Raw genomic sequence first — 15,958 nt, forward strand, 5'->3', positions numbered from 1 at the left:
AGGCCGTGAAAGAAGGTTATGCATAAGCTCCCATGATGTTGGAGATGGCTTCCTGGTCTAATAGAGTTGCTTTTATTTGGGCAATCATTTCTGTCGTCGTCGTGATTGATGATTGACCATTAGCAATATCACCGGTTCTTAGTCCATAGTTCAGTACCGTTTCCACCGCTTGCTCGACCGCGTCGGCCTCATTTTCCAATCCGAATGATAGGCGTAACAACGATGCTGCCGATAAAATCGTCCCAATAGGATTTGCCAGGTTTTTTCCTGCAATATCAGGGGCAGATCCGTGGATCGGTTCATATAAATTGGGACCTTCCGTAGAGATCGAAGCGGAAGGCAACATGCCAAGTGAACCAGTCAAGACGGATGCTTCATCGCTTAAAATGTCACCAAACATATTTTCCGTCACGATAACGTCAAATTGTTTCGGATTCTTTATGAGCTGCATCGCAGCATTATCAACAAGCATGTGTTCAAGTTCCACTTCCGGATAATCTTTGGCGATTTCTTCAGCCGTTTCACGCCACATCCGACTGGATTCCAGGACATTGGCTTTGTCGACCGATGTCACTTTTTTCTTGCGGTCAGAGGCTAATTTAAATGCAAGTTCAATGATGCGCTTCATTTCATCTTTCTGATAAAAAAGGGTATCGACGACCGCATCCTTCCCCTCTCGTTCCACCCGCTCACTCGGCTTCCCGAAATAAAGGCCACCCGTCAGCTCGCGTACAATAACGAAATCGACATCTTCAATGAATTCCTTTTTAAGAGGTGAAGACTCCGACAAGCTGGAATAATAGCTAATTGGCCGGATGTTAGCATAGAGATTCAGGTCTTTGCGGATTTTCAACAAACCACGCTCTGGCCTTAGGTGCGCAGGTTGAGTGTCCCACTTCGGTCCCCCGACCGCCCCTAATAATACCGCGTCGCTATTCTTGCAAATCTCTACTGTCCCGTCCGGTAGTGGCGATCCCGTGTTATCGATAGCGCTACCACCAATTTCGCCATATTGAAATTCAAAATCATGCCCATACCGTTGAGCAACGGCTTCAAGAATTTCTACAGCGCCTCTAGTCACTTCTTTACCGATGCCATCTCCTTGAAGCACCGCAATATTCCTTTTCATCGAAATCTCCCCTTCCTACTGCATGACTGCTTTTTCTTCTAATTCCTTCATGATGACTACACGGTTCACCGCGTTTAAATAAGCTTTTGCCGAGGCTTCCAATACATCCTGGTCCAGTCCACGTCCACTCGTTTCCACACCGTTGTAATCGATTTTTACGAAAACTTGTGCTAAGGCATCCATCCCAGCTCCCACAGATTGGATTCTGTAATCCTGGAGGTTGATTTGACTACCCAAACATCTTTCAAGCGTGTTATAGAGGGCCTCAACACTACCAGCACCCGTTGCCGCTTCCTGTATTTCTTCACTATCGCCTTTTTTCAACGTAACCGTTGCCGTGGCAACTTGATGGGTACCATGAGATATTTGGAAGGAAATCAGGTCATAAAAACTGATATCCGTCGCTTTTTCTTCAAGGACAAGAGCTACGATATCTTCGTCCGTCATGGTTTTCTTGTTATCCGCCAATTCTTTGAACTGGACAAATAAAGAATTCATTTCTTCATCCGTTACAGAGAAATTCAATTCTTGTAATCTCTCTTTGAAAGCATGCCGTCCAGAATGCTTACCTAGAACAAGCGAATTGGCAGACACACCGACCAGATCCGGTGAGATAATTTCATACGTCGTTTTTTCTTTCAACATGCCATCTTGGTGAATCCCGGATTCATGCGCATAGGCATTGGCCCCGATAATGGCTTTATTTGCAGGTACCTGCATTCCCGTTAAACGACTAACCAGATCACTAGCTCTTTTGATTTCATTCAAGACAAGACCCGTCTCCGCCTGATAGAAATCCTTTCGGATATAAAGAGCCATCGCCACTTCTTCAAGGGCCACATTGCCAGCACGTTCGCCAATTCCATTTATCGTTCCCTCGACTTGGGTAGCCCCACCTTCAATGGCAGCCAATGAGTTAGCTGTTGCCATTCCAAGATCATCATGGCAGTGAGCCGATAGGCTCACCTTATCGATGGAAGGAACATTTTCACGTAGGTAACGGAAGATGTTTCCGTATTCAATCGGGGCGGCATATCCCACTGTATCCGGAATGTTGATAACCTTCGCCCCCGCCTGAATGACCGCTTCGACTATTTCAGCCAGATAGTCAAGTTCAGTTCGACTGGCATCTTCGGCAGACCATTGTACGATTGGGAAACGCTCTGCCCCATACTTGACCATGGCAACTGATTTTTCAATCACTTGTTCTTTTGACATTTTCAACTTGTATTGACGGTGGATCGGAGACGTGGCGATGAATGTATGCAACCTTGGTTCTGCTCCGACTTTCAATGAGTCCCACGCAGCGTCAATGTCTCCCTTTACAGCGCGCGCCAGCCCTGTAACAGAGCTGTTTCTGATTTTGCGCGCGATTTCCTGTACGGAATTGAAGTCCCCTTTGGATGCTGCCGGAAAACCGGCTTCGATGATATCCACACCAAGCCTTTCAAGCTGATAAGCAATTTCCAGCTTTTCGGTAAAATTCAAGTTCACACCGGCCGATTGCTCCCCATCACGAAGTGTTGTTTCAAAAATATTAATTTTTCGCAACGGCTACCACTTCTTTCTCTGTTTGTTGAGGTTTGACGAATGGCATCATTTTTCTTAATTCACGACCTACCACTTCGATTTGGTGTTTGTTTTCACGGTTATTGATAGCATTGAAGACTGGACGATTCGCTTGGTTTTCTAGGATCCATCCTTTTGCGAATTCCCCGTCTTGGATGTCTTTTAAAATGGCTTTCATCGCTTCTTTTGTCGTCTCTGTCACAACGCGTGGTCCTGAAACGAAATCTCCCCATTGAGCCGTATCAGAGATGGAATAACGCATATTTTCCATACCGCCTTCATACATAAGGTCGATGATTAATTTCAATTCATGTAAACACTCGAAGTATGCAACTTCCGGTTGGTATCCAGCTTCCGTCAATGTTTCAAACCCAGCTTTTACAAGGGAAGTCAATCCGCCACAAAGCACTGCCTGTTCTCCAAAAAGATCTGTTTCTGTTTCTTCTTGGAATGTCGTTTCCAATCCACCCGCTCTTAGTGCTCCGATTCCTCTAGCGTAAGCAAGTGCCAATTCTCTTGCTTCACCCGTCACATCTTGGTAGATTGCGAATAATGCCGGTACCCCTGCACCTTGTTCATATGTACGGCGAACAAGATGTCCTGGACCTTTTGGAGCCACTAATAATACATCCACGTCGGCTGGTGGGACAATTTGGTTAAAGTGAACGTTGAATCCGTGTGCGAACATTAATGCTTGACCTGCATGCAACACAGGTTTGATTTCTTCTTGGTATACTTTTGGTTGCGTTTCATCTGGTAAAAGGTTCATGATTACATCTGCTTGTTCTGCCGCTTCTTTAACTGTATATACATTGAATCCATCTTCTACAGCTTTATCGAATGATTTACCTTTTCTGATTCCGATGATTACATCCACACCGCTATCACGTAAGTTTTGAGCATGTGCGTGTCCTTGTGAACCGTATCCGATTACCGCTACCTTTTTATTGTTGAAAAAATTCTCGTTTGCTTCTGCGTTATAATATACTTTTGCCATTATTAATACATCTCCCTTTTCATATCCATAGTTTTTTTTGGTTGTTTTTATACGATTGTTGCGCTTTTTGCATGTGACAACTGCATTCCGCGAGGGAAGGCCGCCGTCCCGGTTCTTGCCAACTCTTTGATGCCATACGGTTTGATCAGTTCAATGAAGGCTTCGATTTTGTCTGATTCCCCAGTGATTTGAACCGTCAGGCTATCTTTACTTACATCTATAACAGAGGCCCGGAAAGGCTCAATTACCGAATAGATTTCAGGTCGGGTCTGGCTTGTCACCAATATCTTGATGAGCGCCAGTTCCCTGGCTACAATCGATTGATTCGTGATATCAATCACTTTAAGCACTTCTATCTGCTTATTTAATTGCTTTGTGATTTGCTCAATGACCGTTTCGTCATCAACATCGACCACGAAGGTCATCCTTGAAATGCCCTCCTGCTCGGATTGCCCGACTGTCATGCTTTCAATGTTATAATTCCTTTTCGTGAACAGGTTCGTGATCCGGTTAAGGACGCCTGGTCTATTGTTCACGGTAAGGCTAAGAATTCCCCTCATTGCTTAAACTCCTTCCATTTCATCCAGCCCTTTTCCTGATGCTACCATCGGAAAGACATTTTCCATTTGTTTGACACGGAAATCGATCAAAACCGGTCCATCTATCGTGAATGCTTCATCGAGGCATGCATTGGCTTCTTCCTCGGTAGTAGCTTTAAACCCTGGAATTCCATATGCTTCAGCCAATTTAACGAAATTGGGTTGAGACTGGAAAACACTGTGTGAAAAGCGATTGTCATGGAAGAGTTCCTGCCATTGCCTTACCATTCCAAGCGCACCGTTATTAATGATGATGATCTTAATCGGCAGATTCATTTCCGCAATGACCGAAAGTTCTTGAAGGCACATCTGAAAACCACCATCGCCAGATATCGAAAGAACTGTCGCTTTTGGATTGGCCATTTGTGCTCCAAGTGCGGACGGTAAGCCAAAGCCCATCGTACCCAGGCCACCGGATGTGACCCATGAATTAGGCTTGTTAAATGGATAGTACTGGGCCGCCCACATTTGATGCTGACCAACATCCGTCGTGACAATGGCTTCCCCCTTCGTTTTTTCATGGAGCATTTGAATGACACGTTGAGGTTTCAGCACCCCTTCTTCTTGGGTATAACGTAATGGGAATTCTGCATTCCACTCATTCAACTGTTCAGTCCATTCCGTAATGTCAGGCTTTTTACCACTTTGGGCAATCAACTCCGTTAAAGCTTCTTTCGCGCTGCCGACTACAGGAATCTTGGTTGGTACATTCTTTCCGATTTCCGCTGGATCAATATCGATATGGGCAACAGTTGCATATTGTGCAAATTTGGCTAAGTTTCCGGTCAAACGATCATCGAACCTTGCCCCCACATTAATCAACAGATCACATTTCGATAACGCCATGTTTGCCGCAAAACTACCATGCATGCCACCCATTCCAATAAATTGCGGATGCTCGGCTGGGAAACCGCCAAGGCCAAGGAGGGTGTGAACTACTGGTATGCCTTGTTGTTCGGCATATTCCTTCAAAAGATGAGATGCCTTTGCATGAAGGACACCTGCTCCAGCAAGGATGACGGGCCTTTTCGCACCACTTACCGCTTCAACAAGCTTTCTTATTTGCAAGTAATTCGGCTTTGTCGTTGGCTGATAGCCTGGCAGGTCCATCACTGGATCCTCTTCCGTCGCTATCCCTTCCAAGATTGCCATGTCTTTAGGAATATCTATTAAAACAGGTCCCGGTCGTCCGCTTGAAGCGATATAAAATGCTTCTTTGATGATACGTGGGAGGTCTTCCGGCTTTCTCACTTGATAGTTATGTTTTGTAATTGGGGTTGTAATCCCGAGTACATCTGCCTCCTGAAAGGCATCCGAACCAATTACGCTAGTAGCTACCTGACCCGAAATAACAACAAGTGGAAGAGAATCAATCATTGCGTCCGCTAGGCCGGTTACAATGTTCGTTGCTCCAGGACCGGACGTGACGATGACCACTCCCGGTTTGCCAGTAATCCTGGCGTACCCTTCTGCTGCGTGGATTGCACCCTGCTCATGTCGTGTCAAGATATGAAAAAGCTTTGAACTATAAAGCTTGTCATATATCGGCAATACAGAACCACCAGGGTACCCAAAGATGACTTCAACATTTTCCTTTTTCAATGCTTCCATCAAAAATTCGGCACCACTATAATGTGTCTTTCCACTTTTTCGATCAGCCACTACTGCTTTTTGTGTCATTCGTAAAGACCTCCTCCGCTTTCTCACTCGATTAAATTCATAATATTCGGATTTTTAGGCATACAAAAAAGCCTTTTCACCCCAAATGTACTTGCACTTAGCAAGTTAAAGGGGTGAAAAGACTTAATCAGCCGCTCCACGGTACCACCCTTTTTCGCATGAACTTCCATGCGCACTTTGAATAGTATACAACTATTCTCTGTTTTGGTAACGGGTACTGGTACGCACCCGTTCAGCCCTACTAGTATAACGTTCAAGCTGAAACTCCAAGGTGAGTTCATCTTTTGGGACAATACCGGTTCTCAGCAACCCGGCTCTCTGTGAATGTCTTGAAAAAAGACTACTTATCCTTTTCAATGTTTTCTCATTATTCATATTTTTTTGAAACGCTAATGTTTGATGTCTTGTATTTGAGATTATCTTACTCGCATTTTGGAGTGTAGTCAACAGGCATTCAATGAATTTTTAGACAATTCTAAATTATAAGTTTTATTGTATGCGCTTTCATCCCTACCATTATCCTATTTTCACATTTTAAAAAAATATTTTTTTAGTTTGAAAATAATGAGAAAAGAATAGAAAAGAAATATACTTAAGCAAATAATGCACTCCATGTATTCTTACCTAGAATCCCATCTGCCTGTAAACCATGTTTTTTCTGAAAGGCTGTTTCTGCATTTTATTGGTAATTACAAGAAGCGGTGTCCCCTTGACACCCTCCCCCCAGACACTTTTTAAAAAAATAAAGGGAAAGGGCTGAATACACAGGCTCGGAATGTTTATCCATTCCTTTCCTAGTATCCAGCCCTATACTGTTACTTAGCCAATACATCTTCATATGCTGCATTTTTTTCAAATTGCTTTTGAACGAACGTACATTCCGGAACGATTTTAAGATTCTCATTACGCGCTAGTTCAATCACTTTTTCAACAAGTGCATTCCCAACCTTCTGTCCGCGTAGTTTGTCGGATACAACCGTATGATCCACCGTGATTTCGTGATCACCTGATTTAAAGAACGTAATTTCAGCCAGCTTTTCACCAGAGTCCTTGACAAAAAATGACCCTTCACCTTTTTGGATATCTACCATCTTGATGACCTCCTTTTATACCCCTTATCATATATCATAATCTGGTTACTAAACAAATAATTGGAATTCACATAGACTTTATAAATCTGAGTGAGCCCTCCCCTTACTTCTAACCTATACTAGAGGATTGTAAACAGAAAAAAGTTTTCTTTCTTTTATTTAGCCAACTTCCGTTATCACGTAAAGAAAATAACCAGCAACACCCCATAAAAAAAAAGCCCTAACAAATAGGGACAAATGGTTATAGTTTGATAAAAAGAAAATATAAAATGACCATCAATAGTAAGATGAGCATAAAGACCGCAATGAGAATGACTTGGGCCGAGGAAGGCTTGAAGGTCTCCTCATTAATTTGCTTCTTCTTCTGAAGATAACTAACCGTTGCCAATATGGTGATCACTAGACCTAAAAAGCAGGTGAACATCCCAAGCACGATACTGATCAAATCGATTCGGGCATCTCGGTACACACCTATCGTAAAATGCAAACTTGTTGTTAGAAAACCCACCCCCACAATTGCAATCACAGTTCGGATCCACGCCAAAAAAGTTCGTTCATTGGCCAAATGCTGCTGTGCATATTTCAATTGGTTCTTGTCCATTTTTCATCACCTTATTTTTTTAAAAAATCTCCCCTAAAAAAAGGCTGATATTTAGGATACTCCCCAATTGTACATAGAGACATCCCACTATATCAACCCAACCGGTCATTATTCGCTTCTCTTAAGAAGGGAAAAGGCCCTAAACATAGATCCAACGAACATAAGACCCGATCCTCCGAGCAGTAAATATATGCAAACTGTTTTACTGATAACATTCAAGGGGTAAAGAAGGGCAAACAATGCGATCAAAACCCCGATTCCCGTTACAAACCAACCAAACTGTTTCATGAGCAACTCCTATAAAATGATTATTTATTAAGCTCTTAGCCTCCATTTTACTATATTCAAAAGACAAATGGTCCAAAATCTTGATAAAGTCAAAGTTTCAACTTTTATTATCGAGCCAAATTAAATAAAGAAGCCAATATAGCCTCCTTAGTTACAAGTATTTATTAAAGGTCCTTATTATCTTTTTTCATATATTCTTTAATTTTTCTTTCTTCCCATTGCGACCCGAAGTTCCCGCTCGCAAACGTTGTTAAACCATGTATAAGGATTCCGATTCCCCAGCCGCCAAGGGGATAGAGAAACCACAAATAACTAGCATCGGTCAATAAGTTTATCATTATAAGCAAAAGATTCACCAAGATGTAAACGATTAAATGGATATAAAAACCCTTTAATTTCTCCACCCTTTTTTTTGCTTTCAAATAGCTTTCATCCTTTTCCATCGCTACGCCTCCTTCATCAAAACTCAAACTCACTTTTTCATTATACTTTTAATTTACTTTATTTACCATTATTGAAATCAGATCTATATAACCGACGCCTTCCCGTTACTCACTCAAGAAAGGATTTCATCCCTTTCACACCCTCTTGATGAAATTAGCAGCTGGCCTAATAATATCCTCCTATAATATTTTATTCTGCATGAAATCCAAATTGAGTTTAATTCCCCATGAAAAAAACATGTCTTCCATGTATAATTACCATATCTCAATAATAAGCTATGTATATTCACATCAAGCTTTAGAGGAGGATATATTATTGAACTCTGATTCCGGAAAGGTTGTTTCTTCTATCCAGAACCCTGAAATACATAAAGCCCTACAAGGCGTTTCGGAAAAATTCAATATATCAATGCTTCAGTTACGCGATACCATTGATATATTATTGAAAGATCAATCTAATCTCACACCATTTGAAAATGAACAAGATGTCATCCGAACACCGCTTGAAGAAATAAATACCGCCATAATCAAAAACCGTGAAATCATCAATAAAAACCGCGAAACGTTAAATAAGAATTGAATGAATCAGACACAGAAAAAAGCATCCAACTCGTTGGATGCTTTTTTCCTCTTCCTAACTGAACCGATGGTATTAACTAGGAATGAATTTAAGGATGCCTTCAAGGTAAACGCCTTGATTTTGCGACTTACACTCTCTTAGTTTGATTCTGCCTTCTTGTTCTAACTCCTTGGCCATTTGAACTACTTTGGTTCCATCTTGGGCTATCTCTACTGAAAAGAAATTCCCTCGCGTGGAAGTTTGAATGAATTTAAATAAGCTATCTTTATTCATCTAAACATCTCCCTTATTCTTATACAGTTCGACATAAAAGAGAATCCACCTTCTCTAAAAATAGAAATATAAACAAGTTAGAAAAGAAACTAAAAGGCAATAGATCTATGGCCTCAAATCATTGTCTCCATGATCAACAGTATTCTTCATCCATATCCTCTAGTGAAATGTTCCCCTCTTGAATCCTATGGGAATAATGATAGGGGAAACAAACATATCATTATAAAATGCCATGACAAACCTTTATATAACGAAAAAACAGCCAAACCCTATAAAAGGCCTTGGCTGTTTTTGATAGTGTCCCAGGAGAGATTCGAACTCCCGACCGACGCCTTAGAAGGGCGTTGCTCTATCCAGCTGAGCTACTGAGACATTGTGTAACACTATGTATGAAAATTCTTGGTCATTTAAGACAACTCTTATTATAGTGAAATATAATAGAAAAGTCAACATTTTTTTTATTTTCACCAGAAGATTTATATTCAATAAAAAAACAGCCAAACCCTAAAAGGATTTGACTGTTTGGTAGTGTCCCAGGAGAGATTCGAACTCCCGACCGACGCCTTAGAAGGGCGTTGCTCTATCCAGCTGAGCTACTGAGACATTTTATGATATAAGTTGCGGTAACACTTATGTATTAACCTTACTTAAGATCCCTTAGGACAATTCTTATTATATTAGCATATTAAAAGAAAGTCAATGGTTTTAATAATTTTTTTTGCAGACAGGAAGCACAGAATGCTTCCTGTTCATTATACCTTAAGTCAGTTGGTTTTATAAGCTTTATTTAGTTCCTCGACCGTGTTTCCTTCAAGATCGTAATACGTGATTTCAAGTACGTTTTCTTCAATAGACAAAATTACATACGTTTTTTCTTTTCGCCCCCGAGGCTGGCGAATACTGCCAGGATTGATGAATAACCTTCCATCGATACGTTCAGATCCCGCTGCGTGAGAATGCCCAAAACAAACGATATCAGCACCGGATTCTTCACTTTTATATAATAAGTTCATAAGTGTCATCTTAATATTATACAGATGTCCATGGGTAATGAAGAAGCGTTTGCCAGCAATGTCTTGAATGAGATCGTTAGGAAAGGCATGATCATGGTCACAGTTCCCACGTACCGCTAAATACCCTCTCAAAAGTGGATCCTTGCTTTCAAGTTCCGAATCTCCACAATGTATCATCGCTGTGACTTCTTGTTTATGACGAGCGGTGATCATGCTTATTTCATGAGTAAGCCCGTGACTATCACTCATTATCAGGACCTTCATGATCACATTCCTTCTTCCCGTTTAAGGAATTCTTCCAATTTCTCATCCAACGCTTTCAATGCGTTTGCACGGTGACTGATATTATTTTTTTCTTCTTTTGTCAATTCAGCATTTGTTTTGCCCTGTTCTTTCACAAAAAAGATTGGGTCATAGCCAAATCCATTGGTTCCTATCGGTTGCTTCGTAATGAAACCTTCCATCGTACCTGAAACCGTTATCGTTTCTTGATTGGGAGAGGCCAATGCCAATGCGCAATAGAACCTAGCCGTTCTTTCCTCCTCTGGTACACCCTCTAGTTCCCTCAATACTTTTTCCGTGTTCGCTTCATCAACCTTATCTTCACCGGCATAACGGGCAGAATATACGCCAGGTCGGCCGTCTAACGCATCTACGATCAGCCCCGAGTCGTCTGCGAGGACAAAGTGGCCTACCTTATGGGCAATCGCTTCCGCTTTAAGAATTGCATTCTCTTCGAACGTCGTTCCAGTTTCCTCGACATCCGGTGCATCCGGCAGGTCGAGGAGAGTCTTGACTTCATAACCTTTTGCCGCAAACATGTTCTTGAATTCGTTGGCCTTTCCTTTATTCTTCGTCGCAATAATCACTGTTTTCATCAATTCATCTCATCCTTTTCGTTTATCTTCACTGAGTTCCCTCTTGCCCCTTTGACTTCCGAATACGATATGGACTTATTCATCGTTCGAACAAGTAAATTGGGTGCTTGTCTTATGTAAATATTAAGTATGTTCCTCACTCGTAGTTCACTTCGTTCTCCGCTTCCTGTCGGGACAGCTTGATGACCACAAGGAAGATCGAACTTTATTTGATAAGTTAATTTTATCACAAATTCAGCTTCTTCAATAATCCGGAAACTTATGAGGTTGCTTTTTAGAAATAAATCCTCTCTATTTTGAAAAATAGAATAAGAGGCAGCTGAAAGCCTGCCTCCATTTTTTATAGGTATCAACTCGTTTCTTTAAAAACTACCTGTGTTCACCTTTTCAGGACGGATTACTGGTTCCGATAATGGCTTACCTTCTTCATTTAGAAGGTCTGCACTCCCCTTAACATGAACTTCCACGCTTTCAATTCCTTTTTGCTCCGTTAGTGATAAAACCAGGGCATCAAGTACATCCTGGGAAACCTTTTTCTCCTTGAAGCTTCCAAGTATATTTTCATTGAAGTTCAGTACAACCTTACCATCCGCAACCTTAGGCTGATCAAGCAACGCTACGTCACTCATGAAGCTTGTTTGCAAGTTAGAACCTGCCGGCCCCTTCGTTAATTCCTGAATGGCCGCTGTCACGTTATCCGACTCCGTTTCACTGACCCTGCGTGTCACTGGTACATAATAAGAATACTCCTCGTCCCCGCCGATGTAATAGACCGTCACAGCTTTCGAGTTAGAGATATCGACCACATCACTTGCATCGACATTGATTCCTGAAGCACGGGAGATATTATCATCGATTGGCGTACCATTTACCGGCATTTCCGATATATCTTCCCCATTGATCCTCAATTGGATTTTATCGACCGAATCAAATTGGGTCAATGTCCAGGTGATGGCTTGCAGGATCTTGAGTTCGTCCTCTTTTTGATAGTTTTTAAACTCTGGTGAAAAATCGGCAACAGCCACACCTTCCTTTATGTTTACACTAATCGACGTATCTGCCGGAATCACTGCGCGGAACCCATTTGGCAGCTTATCTGTGACAGGTCCATTATTTACCAAATAGTCCAATGCCTGTTTTGCGACCGCTTCGGATTTAGGAAGCTCCATTGTCTGCGGAACTACATATCCACTTTTATCAATTAAATAAAGCTCGGTCTTAACTGTACTTTCAGTCGACGCCTCTTCTCCTTCAGCTACAGGCTGTTGCTCCCCTTTTGGCTCTTCCAATGAAGATTCATCCTCCACTAAAGACACATCCTTAGGGGGATCGATTTCCGTTTTCTCGCCCGCTCCGAACAAGCCACAGCCAGAAAGAAAAAGAGAAGAAGCCAGGATTGTCACTGCTGCTGTTACTTTTGATTTATTGGACATAAAATCACTCCTAGGACAGTTTGTACTCTTATTTATACGAGCCCTAGGCAAAAATAGACCAATTATTTTCCTTTCTCTTTAGGCAACTACCGCCACCCGCCCATTTATCCAAACCAAAAAGACCTCCATATGGAAGTCTTATAGATGGTCGATCTTGATGGTATCTATCGTATCAATTTCTATGCCAAGCCAACTCGATGCGATTGCACCAAATATATCTTTAGAACCCGTTGTATAGAAACGGTGTACAGGAACCCTTTTGCTTCTATTGCTTAGTCGATAGTAATCCAAAATGACACTTGCTTCACGTGCCGTCTCTTCCCCGGAGGAAATGACTTGTACCTTGTCCCCCATGAACTTCGAAATCACGGGTCCTAAGTGAGGATAGTGGGTACAACCGAGAATGAGCGTATCAATATTGATTTTCTTTAACGGCTTCAACGTTTGCGCCACGACCCTTTCGACGATTTCCCCCTGAAACTCTCCGCTTTCCACAATTGGGACAAATTTCGGACAGGCTAAACTATCCACTTCCACACCCGAGTTTATGGAAACGAGTGCATCGTCATAGGCTTTGCTCTTCACCGTTCCCTCTGTACCAATCACGCCAATATGTAGGGAATTAGAAACCTTTAAAGCTGCCCTTGCCCCTGGAAGGATGACACCGAGTACAGGAATCGGAAGAATCGCCCTGATTTCATCCAGCACTGCTGCAGTTGCTGTATTACAGGCTATAATTAGCATTTTGATATCCTGTTTCATCAGGAACCGGGTCATCTGCCATGTGAAGTTTTTGACATCCTTTTTTGACCTTGGTCCATACGGGCATCTGGCCGTATCGCCTAAGTATATTATATTTTCATTCGGTAACTGGCGCATGACTTCTTTAGCCACAGTCAAACCACCGACACCCGAATCAATAATTCCAATTGGTTGTTTCAAAAATCTCGCCTCATTTTTCTTTCATTTCATGATGATATTCTCTATGAAGAAAACCTATACCTAAGCTTCTCGCTTACTTCATGAAACTTATCATACTACCATTTTGGGAGAAAGTGAAATAAATTTCAAGACAGAAGTTTTACGAGCCCTGGAAAACCTTCTCATAAAAAATAAGCAGCATCCAAAGAAGTGGAAACATGGAAATGTTTCACCCTTCCTTATATGCTGCAAATGAACGGGAGAGTAAAGATATATAAGGCTTACGTATTAATAAAGCAACACATTATAGCTTAAGTTCTCCCATACGAAGGAGCTCTATAACTGCCTGTGAACGTCCTTTGACTCCAAGCTTCTGCATCGCATTCGAAATGTGGTTTCGAACTGTTTTTTCGCTAATAAACAATTCACCTGCGATATCTTTTGTTGTTTTGTCTTGTACTAGTAACTCAAATACTTCTTTTTCTCTTTTGGTGAGTAGTGGCTTATGAGTGAATTCGTTCTCCTTCAAGTAATGTTACCCTCCTTGCCTTCACCAGCATAAAACCCGGAGTGGGTGTCTATTTAGTCAAGATATAGTATGTCGGCTAGGGCAAGGGAGTGACTCATTTACTTGTCTAATTGAAATTTTACTTTTAAAGTTGTTTGACACTTGTTTTTGACATCCACTTTTTCATTTCTTCAGCCAGTGGCACCGGCTTCCCGGTCGTTTTCGATACTTGGACGACCGTTCCCCTGCCAGTGAGGCAAATCGTCCCATCCTCTTTCGTTCCCATATAATGAATATCCACCGATGAGTTGCCCACATGGGCCGCTTTCACATGGATCGTCAGTTGTTCGTTAAAAAACACCTGCTGAATATAATCACATTGTAAATCGGCAACAACCGGAATTTCATCACTTTCTGCCGAAGACCAGTCCACCATGAAACCCATACTATTGAAATACTCGATCCGTGCCTCTTCAAAGTAAGTGAATGGAACCGTATTATTGAGGTGTCCGAACATGTCAGTTTCTGAAAAACGGACTTTAATCTCATGCTTAAAAGAAAATCCATTGCTCCACTCTTTTATATTATCGATATATGATATTCTACTCACTGTGAGAACTCCCCCTTAATGAATGACTATTCATTCATTTTATAAGAAAAAAGAAAAAATGGGAAGATATTTCTATCCATAATTAATTTACTTCAGAAAATTAATTAAAAAGGAAGAAATAACTCCTTCCTTTTTTGACTTACTTATATAGAGAGTAATAAACAATCCCACATTATCTAATACCTTATTTTTCATGAACCCTTTTTTTCTTTTTTATTTCCTTGATTGGCACGCTAAGCTCTTCAAGAAAATACTTGGCCCACTTATCTTCTTTATAAATAAATTCTCCCTTTTCATTTTTATCCGTTATATCAAGGAGTTTTCCGTTCCACATTGTCAATTTCCCCTTATCATCAAACGTAACATCCAACTGGCCAAGAAATCTCCCATACCTACCCGCTTGTACTATTAGGGTCGGTTTCTTTTTTTGATTAATGACGTCAGGTTCTTTCAGTTTATGATGTGAATGACTACCAACAATAACATCTATTCCGTCAACTGTATTAGCTAACTTTTTATCGTTGCTGTAACCAAGATGTGAAAGGACAATGATTTTATTAACTCCCTTAGCTTCAAGTGCGTTAATTGTTTCTTTCGCTTTCTTGAAAGCATCTTCAAACACGATATCCTTATTAGGATTTGATAAAAGGGTCGTCCTCTGCGTCGTAAGACCAATAATCCCCACTCTCTGCCCTTTGATTTTCTTGACTACTGAAGGATGGATAGTACCCTTCCATCCTGTTGTATCGATTTCTATTCGAGACAGATCTTTTAATTCTTCATCTTTAGAAAAATCAATATTAGCACCAACAATAGGAAATTCTGCAGCTTTTATAAAGTCCCTTAGTATGACCGATGACTTATCAAATTCATGATTACCGAGTACCATTGCATCATATCCGATTTTATTCATAAACTGTATATCTGCTTGACCAAGATATTGCTTAAAGTAAAGAGAGCCTGTAAAAACATCTCCCGCATCGAGTAAAAGGACATTTTCTTTTACATTCCTTATTTTATTGATTGCTGTAAACCTTCGTGGAATATCTTTTAGGTGAGCGTGAGTATCGTTCGTGTATAAAACTGTCAAGTCGAGTTCCTTATTTTCAGATTTAGAAGAAGCATCTACTCCACTACCTCCTTTTGGATCTTCCACCATTTCCAACAAGACCGTAGCTTTTGCATTGCCTAAAAGGAGAAAAGCACTTATAAACACCAAGCTAAATATAACTAAAAAGAAAGAAATTTTTTGAACAGAGCCGTTTTTCATACTTCTGACCCTCCTATAAAGGTAGAATCTCCTTGAAAACGGAAAAAATACTGCTTATTATTTGAAACTTATAAG

19 protein-coding genes, 2 tRNA genes, 1 pseudogene and 1 other annotated feature are annotated in these 15,958 nt (G+C 41.1%); of the genes and pseudogenes, 1 reads left to right on the forward strand and 21 read right to left on the reverse strand.

Going from position 1 to position 15,958, the window contains the following annotated elements; translation table 11 throughout:
- Positions 1-16: 16 nt before the first annotated feature.
- The 10 genes and pseudogenes from leuB to ACQKL6_RS07715 all read right to left on the reverse strand — a co-directional run bounded on the left by leuB (position 17) and on the right by ACQKL6_RS07715 (position 8,397).
- Positions 17-1,129, reverse strand: a complete 1,113-nt coding sequence (leuB, locus tag ACQKL6_RS07670) for a 3-isopropylmalate dehydrogenase (RefSeq protein ID WP_402874616.1) — start codon at positions 1,127-1,129, stop codon at positions 17-19.
- Positions 1,130-1,144: 15 nt separating this feature from the next.
- The gene (locus ACQKL6_RS07675; RefSeq protein WP_402874613.1) at positions 1,145-2,680 is read right to left on the reverse strand and encodes a 2-isopropylmalate synthase; all 1,536 of its coding nucleotides are present in this window, start codon (positions 2,678-2,680) and stop codon (positions 1,145-1,147) included.
- A complete protein-coding gene (gene ilvC, locus ACQKL6_RS07680; RefSeq protein ID WP_402874610.1) occupies positions 2,667-3,695 on the reverse strand; it encodes a ketol-acid reductoisomerase in 1,029 nt (342 codons plus the stop codon). Before ilvC ends, ACQKL6_RS07675 begins: the two co-directional genes overlap by 14 nt.
- Positions 3,696-3,742: 47 nt before the next feature.
- Positions 3,743-4,255 (reverse strand): acetolactate synthase small subunit, encoded by a 513-nt coding sequence (gene ilvN, locus ACQKL6_RS07685; protein ID WP_402874607.1) that lies wholly within the window; start codon positions 4,253-4,255, stop codon positions 3,743-3,745.
- Positions 4,256-4,258: 3 nt separating this feature from the next.
- Positions 4,259-5,974, reverse strand: coding sequence for an acetolactate synthase large subunit (ilvB, locus tag ACQKL6_RS07690; protein WP_427650926.1), 1,716 nt, complete (start codon positions 5,972-5,974; stop codon positions 4,259-4,261).
- A gap of 106 nt (positions 5,975-6,080) precedes the next feature.
- Positions 6,081-6,340, reverse strand: a binding site (T-box leader).
- 226 nt (positions 6,341-6,566) lie between these two features.
- Positions 6,567-6,635, reverse strand: a pseudogene (locus ACQKL6_RS07695) (peptidoglycan-binding protein); the annotation flags it as partial.
- Between the two features lie 154 nt (positions 6,636-6,789).
- The gene (locus tag ACQKL6_RS07700; RefSeq protein WP_427590581.1) at positions 6,790-7,065 is read right to left on the reverse strand and encodes a GNAT family N-acetyltransferase; all 276 of its coding nucleotides are present in this window, start codon (positions 7,063-7,065) and stop codon (positions 6,790-6,792) included.
- Positions 7,066-7,306: 241 nt separating this feature from the next.
- Positions 7,307-7,666: a YidH family protein gene (locus tag ACQKL6_RS07705; protein ID WP_402874599.1), complete on the reverse strand. Its 360-nt coding sequence runs from the start codon at positions 7,664-7,666 to the stop codon at positions 7,307-7,309.
- Between the two features lie 108 nt (positions 7,667-7,774).
- The gene (locus tag ACQKL6_RS07710) at positions 7,775-7,954 is read right to left on the reverse strand and encodes a hypothetical protein (protein ID WP_402874596.1); all 180 of its coding nucleotides are present in this window, start codon (positions 7,952-7,954) and stop codon (positions 7,775-7,777) included.
- Positions 7,955-8,118: 164 nt separating this feature from the next.
- Positions 8,119-8,397 carry a 2TM domain-containing protein gene (locus ACQKL6_RS07715; protein WP_402874593.1) on the reverse strand — a complete coding sequence of 93 codons (279 nt, stop codon included), beginning with the start codon at positions 8,395-8,397 and terminating at the stop codon, positions 8,119-8,121.
- Between the two features lie 316 nt (positions 8,398-8,713).
- On the opposite strand from ACQKL6_RS07715, the gene ACQKL6_RS07720 reads away from it, so the two are divergent.
- Positions 8,714-8,977 (forward strand): hypothetical protein, encoded by a 264-nt coding sequence (locus ACQKL6_RS07720; protein WP_402874590.1) that lies wholly within the window; start codon positions 8,714-8,716, stop codon positions 8,975-8,977.
- Positions 8,978-9,049: 72 nt separating this feature from the next.
- Here the strand turns inward: ACQKL6_RS07720 and ACQKL6_RS07725 are convergent, their stop codons facing one another.
- From ACQKL6_RS07725 to ACQKL6_RS07775, 11 genes are all read right to left on the reverse strand, one after another.
- Entirely contained in the window at positions 9,050-9,250 is a 201-nt protein-coding gene (locus tag ACQKL6_RS07725; RefSeq protein ID WP_402874587.1) for a hypothetical protein, read from the reverse strand.
- 298 nt (positions 9,251-9,548) lie between these two features.
- Positions 9,549-9,622, reverse strand: a tRNA-Arg gene (locus ACQKL6_RS07730).
- 157 nt (positions 9,623-9,779) lie between these two features.
- Positions 9,780-9,853: transfer RNA gene (locus tag ACQKL6_RS07735), tRNA-Arg, on the reverse strand.
- Positions 9,854-10,014: 161 nt separating this feature from the next.
- A complete protein-coding gene (locus ACQKL6_RS07740) occupies positions 10,015-10,527 on the reverse strand; it encodes a metallophosphoesterase family protein (protein ID WP_427650927.1) in 513 nt (170 codons plus the stop codon).
- A gap of 2 nt (positions 10,528-10,529) precedes the next feature.
- Positions 10,530-11,141 carry an XTP/dITP diphosphatase gene (locus tag ACQKL6_RS07745; protein ID WP_402874582.1) on the reverse strand — a complete coding sequence of 204 codons (612 nt, stop codon included), beginning with the start codon at positions 11,139-11,141 and terminating at the stop codon, positions 10,530-10,532.
- On the reverse strand, positions 11,141-11,371 hold the full coding sequence (locus tag ACQKL6_RS07750) for a hypothetical protein (RefSeq protein WP_402874579.1): 231 nt from the start codon (positions 11,369-11,371) through the stop codon (positions 11,141-11,143). Before ACQKL6_RS07750 ends, ACQKL6_RS07745 begins: the two co-directional genes overlap by 1 nt.
- Before the next feature lie 132 nt (positions 11,372-11,503).
- Positions 11,504-12,574 (reverse strand): GerMN domain-containing protein, encoded by a 1,071-nt coding sequence (locus tag ACQKL6_RS07755; RefSeq protein WP_427590586.1) that lies wholly within the window; start codon positions 12,572-12,574, stop codon positions 11,504-11,506.
- A gap of 138 nt (positions 12,575-12,712) precedes the next feature.
- Complete coding sequence (racE, locus tag ACQKL6_RS07760) at positions 12,713-13,516, reverse strand: glutamate racemase (RefSeq protein WP_427650928.1); 804 nt, start codon at positions 13,514-13,516, stop codon at positions 12,713-12,715.
- A gap of 283 nt (positions 13,517-13,799) precedes the next feature.
- Positions 13,800-14,024 carry a helix-turn-helix domain-containing protein gene (locus ACQKL6_RS07765; protein WP_402874572.1) on the reverse strand — a complete coding sequence of 75 codons (225 nt, stop codon included), beginning with the start codon at positions 14,022-14,024 and terminating at the stop codon, positions 13,800-13,802.
- Positions 14,025-14,148: 124 nt separating this feature from the next.
- Complete coding sequence (locus tag ACQKL6_RS07770; RefSeq protein ID WP_402874569.1) at positions 14,149-14,613, reverse strand: acyl-CoA thioesterase; 465 nt, start codon at positions 14,611-14,613, stop codon at positions 14,149-14,151.
- Between the two features lie 184 nt (positions 14,614-14,797).
- On the reverse strand, positions 14,798-15,883 hold the full coding sequence (locus ACQKL6_RS07775; RefSeq protein WP_402958105.1) for a metallophosphoesterase: 1,086 nt from the start codon (positions 15,881-15,883) through the stop codon (positions 14,798-14,800).
- Positions 15,884-15,958 lie beyond the last annotated feature (75 nt).

It is taken from the genome of Peribacillus sp. NPDC097197 (assembly GCF_050278025.1).
Classification (GTDB): Bacteria; Bacillota; Bacilli; order Bacillales; family DSM-1321; genus Peribacillus.

Bases quoted from the DNA above. Each gene is read 5' to 3' on its own strand.
- leuB (WP_402874616.1), bottom strand. From the start codon at position 1,129: ATGAAAAGGAATATTGCGGTGCTTCAAGGAGATGGCATCGGTAAAGAA.
- ilvC (WP_402874610.1), bottom strand. From the start codon at position 3,695: ATGGCAAAAGTATATTATAACGCAGAAGCAAACGAGAATTTTTTCAAC.
- ilvN (WP_402874607.1), bottom strand. From the start codon at position 4,255: ATGAGGGGAATTCTTAGCCTTACCGTGAACAATAGACCAGGCGTCCTT.
- ilvB (WP_427650926.1), bottom strand. From the start codon at position 5,974: ATGACACAAAAAGCAGTAGTGGCTGATCGAAAAAGTGGAAAGACACAT.
- ACQKL6_RS07700 (WP_427590581.1), bottom strand. From the start codon at position 7,065: ATGGTAGATATCCAAAAAGGTGAAGGGTCATTTTTTGTCAAGGACTCT.
- ACQKL6_RS07705 (WP_402874599.1), bottom strand. From the start codon at position 7,666: ATGGACAAGAACCAATTGAAATATGCACAGCAGCATTTGGCCAATGAA.
- ACQKL6_RS07710 (WP_402874596.1), bottom strand. From the start codon at position 7,954: ATGAAACAGTTTGGTTGGTTTGTAACGGGAATCGGGGTTTTGATCGCA.
- ACQKL6_RS07715 (WP_402874593.1), bottom strand. From the start codon at position 8,397: ATGGAAAAGGATGAAAGCTATTTGAAAGCAAAAAAAAGGGTGGAGAAA.
- ACQKL6_RS07725 (WP_402874587.1), bottom strand. From the start codon at position 9,250: ATGAATAAAGATAGCTTATTTAAATTCATTCAAACTTCCACGCGAGGG.
- ACQKL6_RS07740 (WP_427650927.1), bottom strand. From the start codon at position 10,527: ATGAAGGTCCTGATAATGAGTGATAGTCACGGGCTTACTCATGAAATA.
- ACQKL6_RS07745 (WP_402874582.1), bottom strand. From the start codon at position 11,141: ATGAAAACAGTGATTATTGCGACGAAGAATAAAGGAAAGGCCAACGAA.
- ACQKL6_RS07755 (WP_427590586.1), bottom strand. From the start codon at position 12,574: ATGTCCAATAAATCAAAAGTAACAGCAGCAGTGACAATCCTGGCTTCT.
- ACQKL6_RS07775 (WP_402958105.1), bottom strand. From the start codon at position 15,883: ATGAAAAACGGCTCTGTTCAAAAAATTTCTTTCTTTTTAGTTATATTT.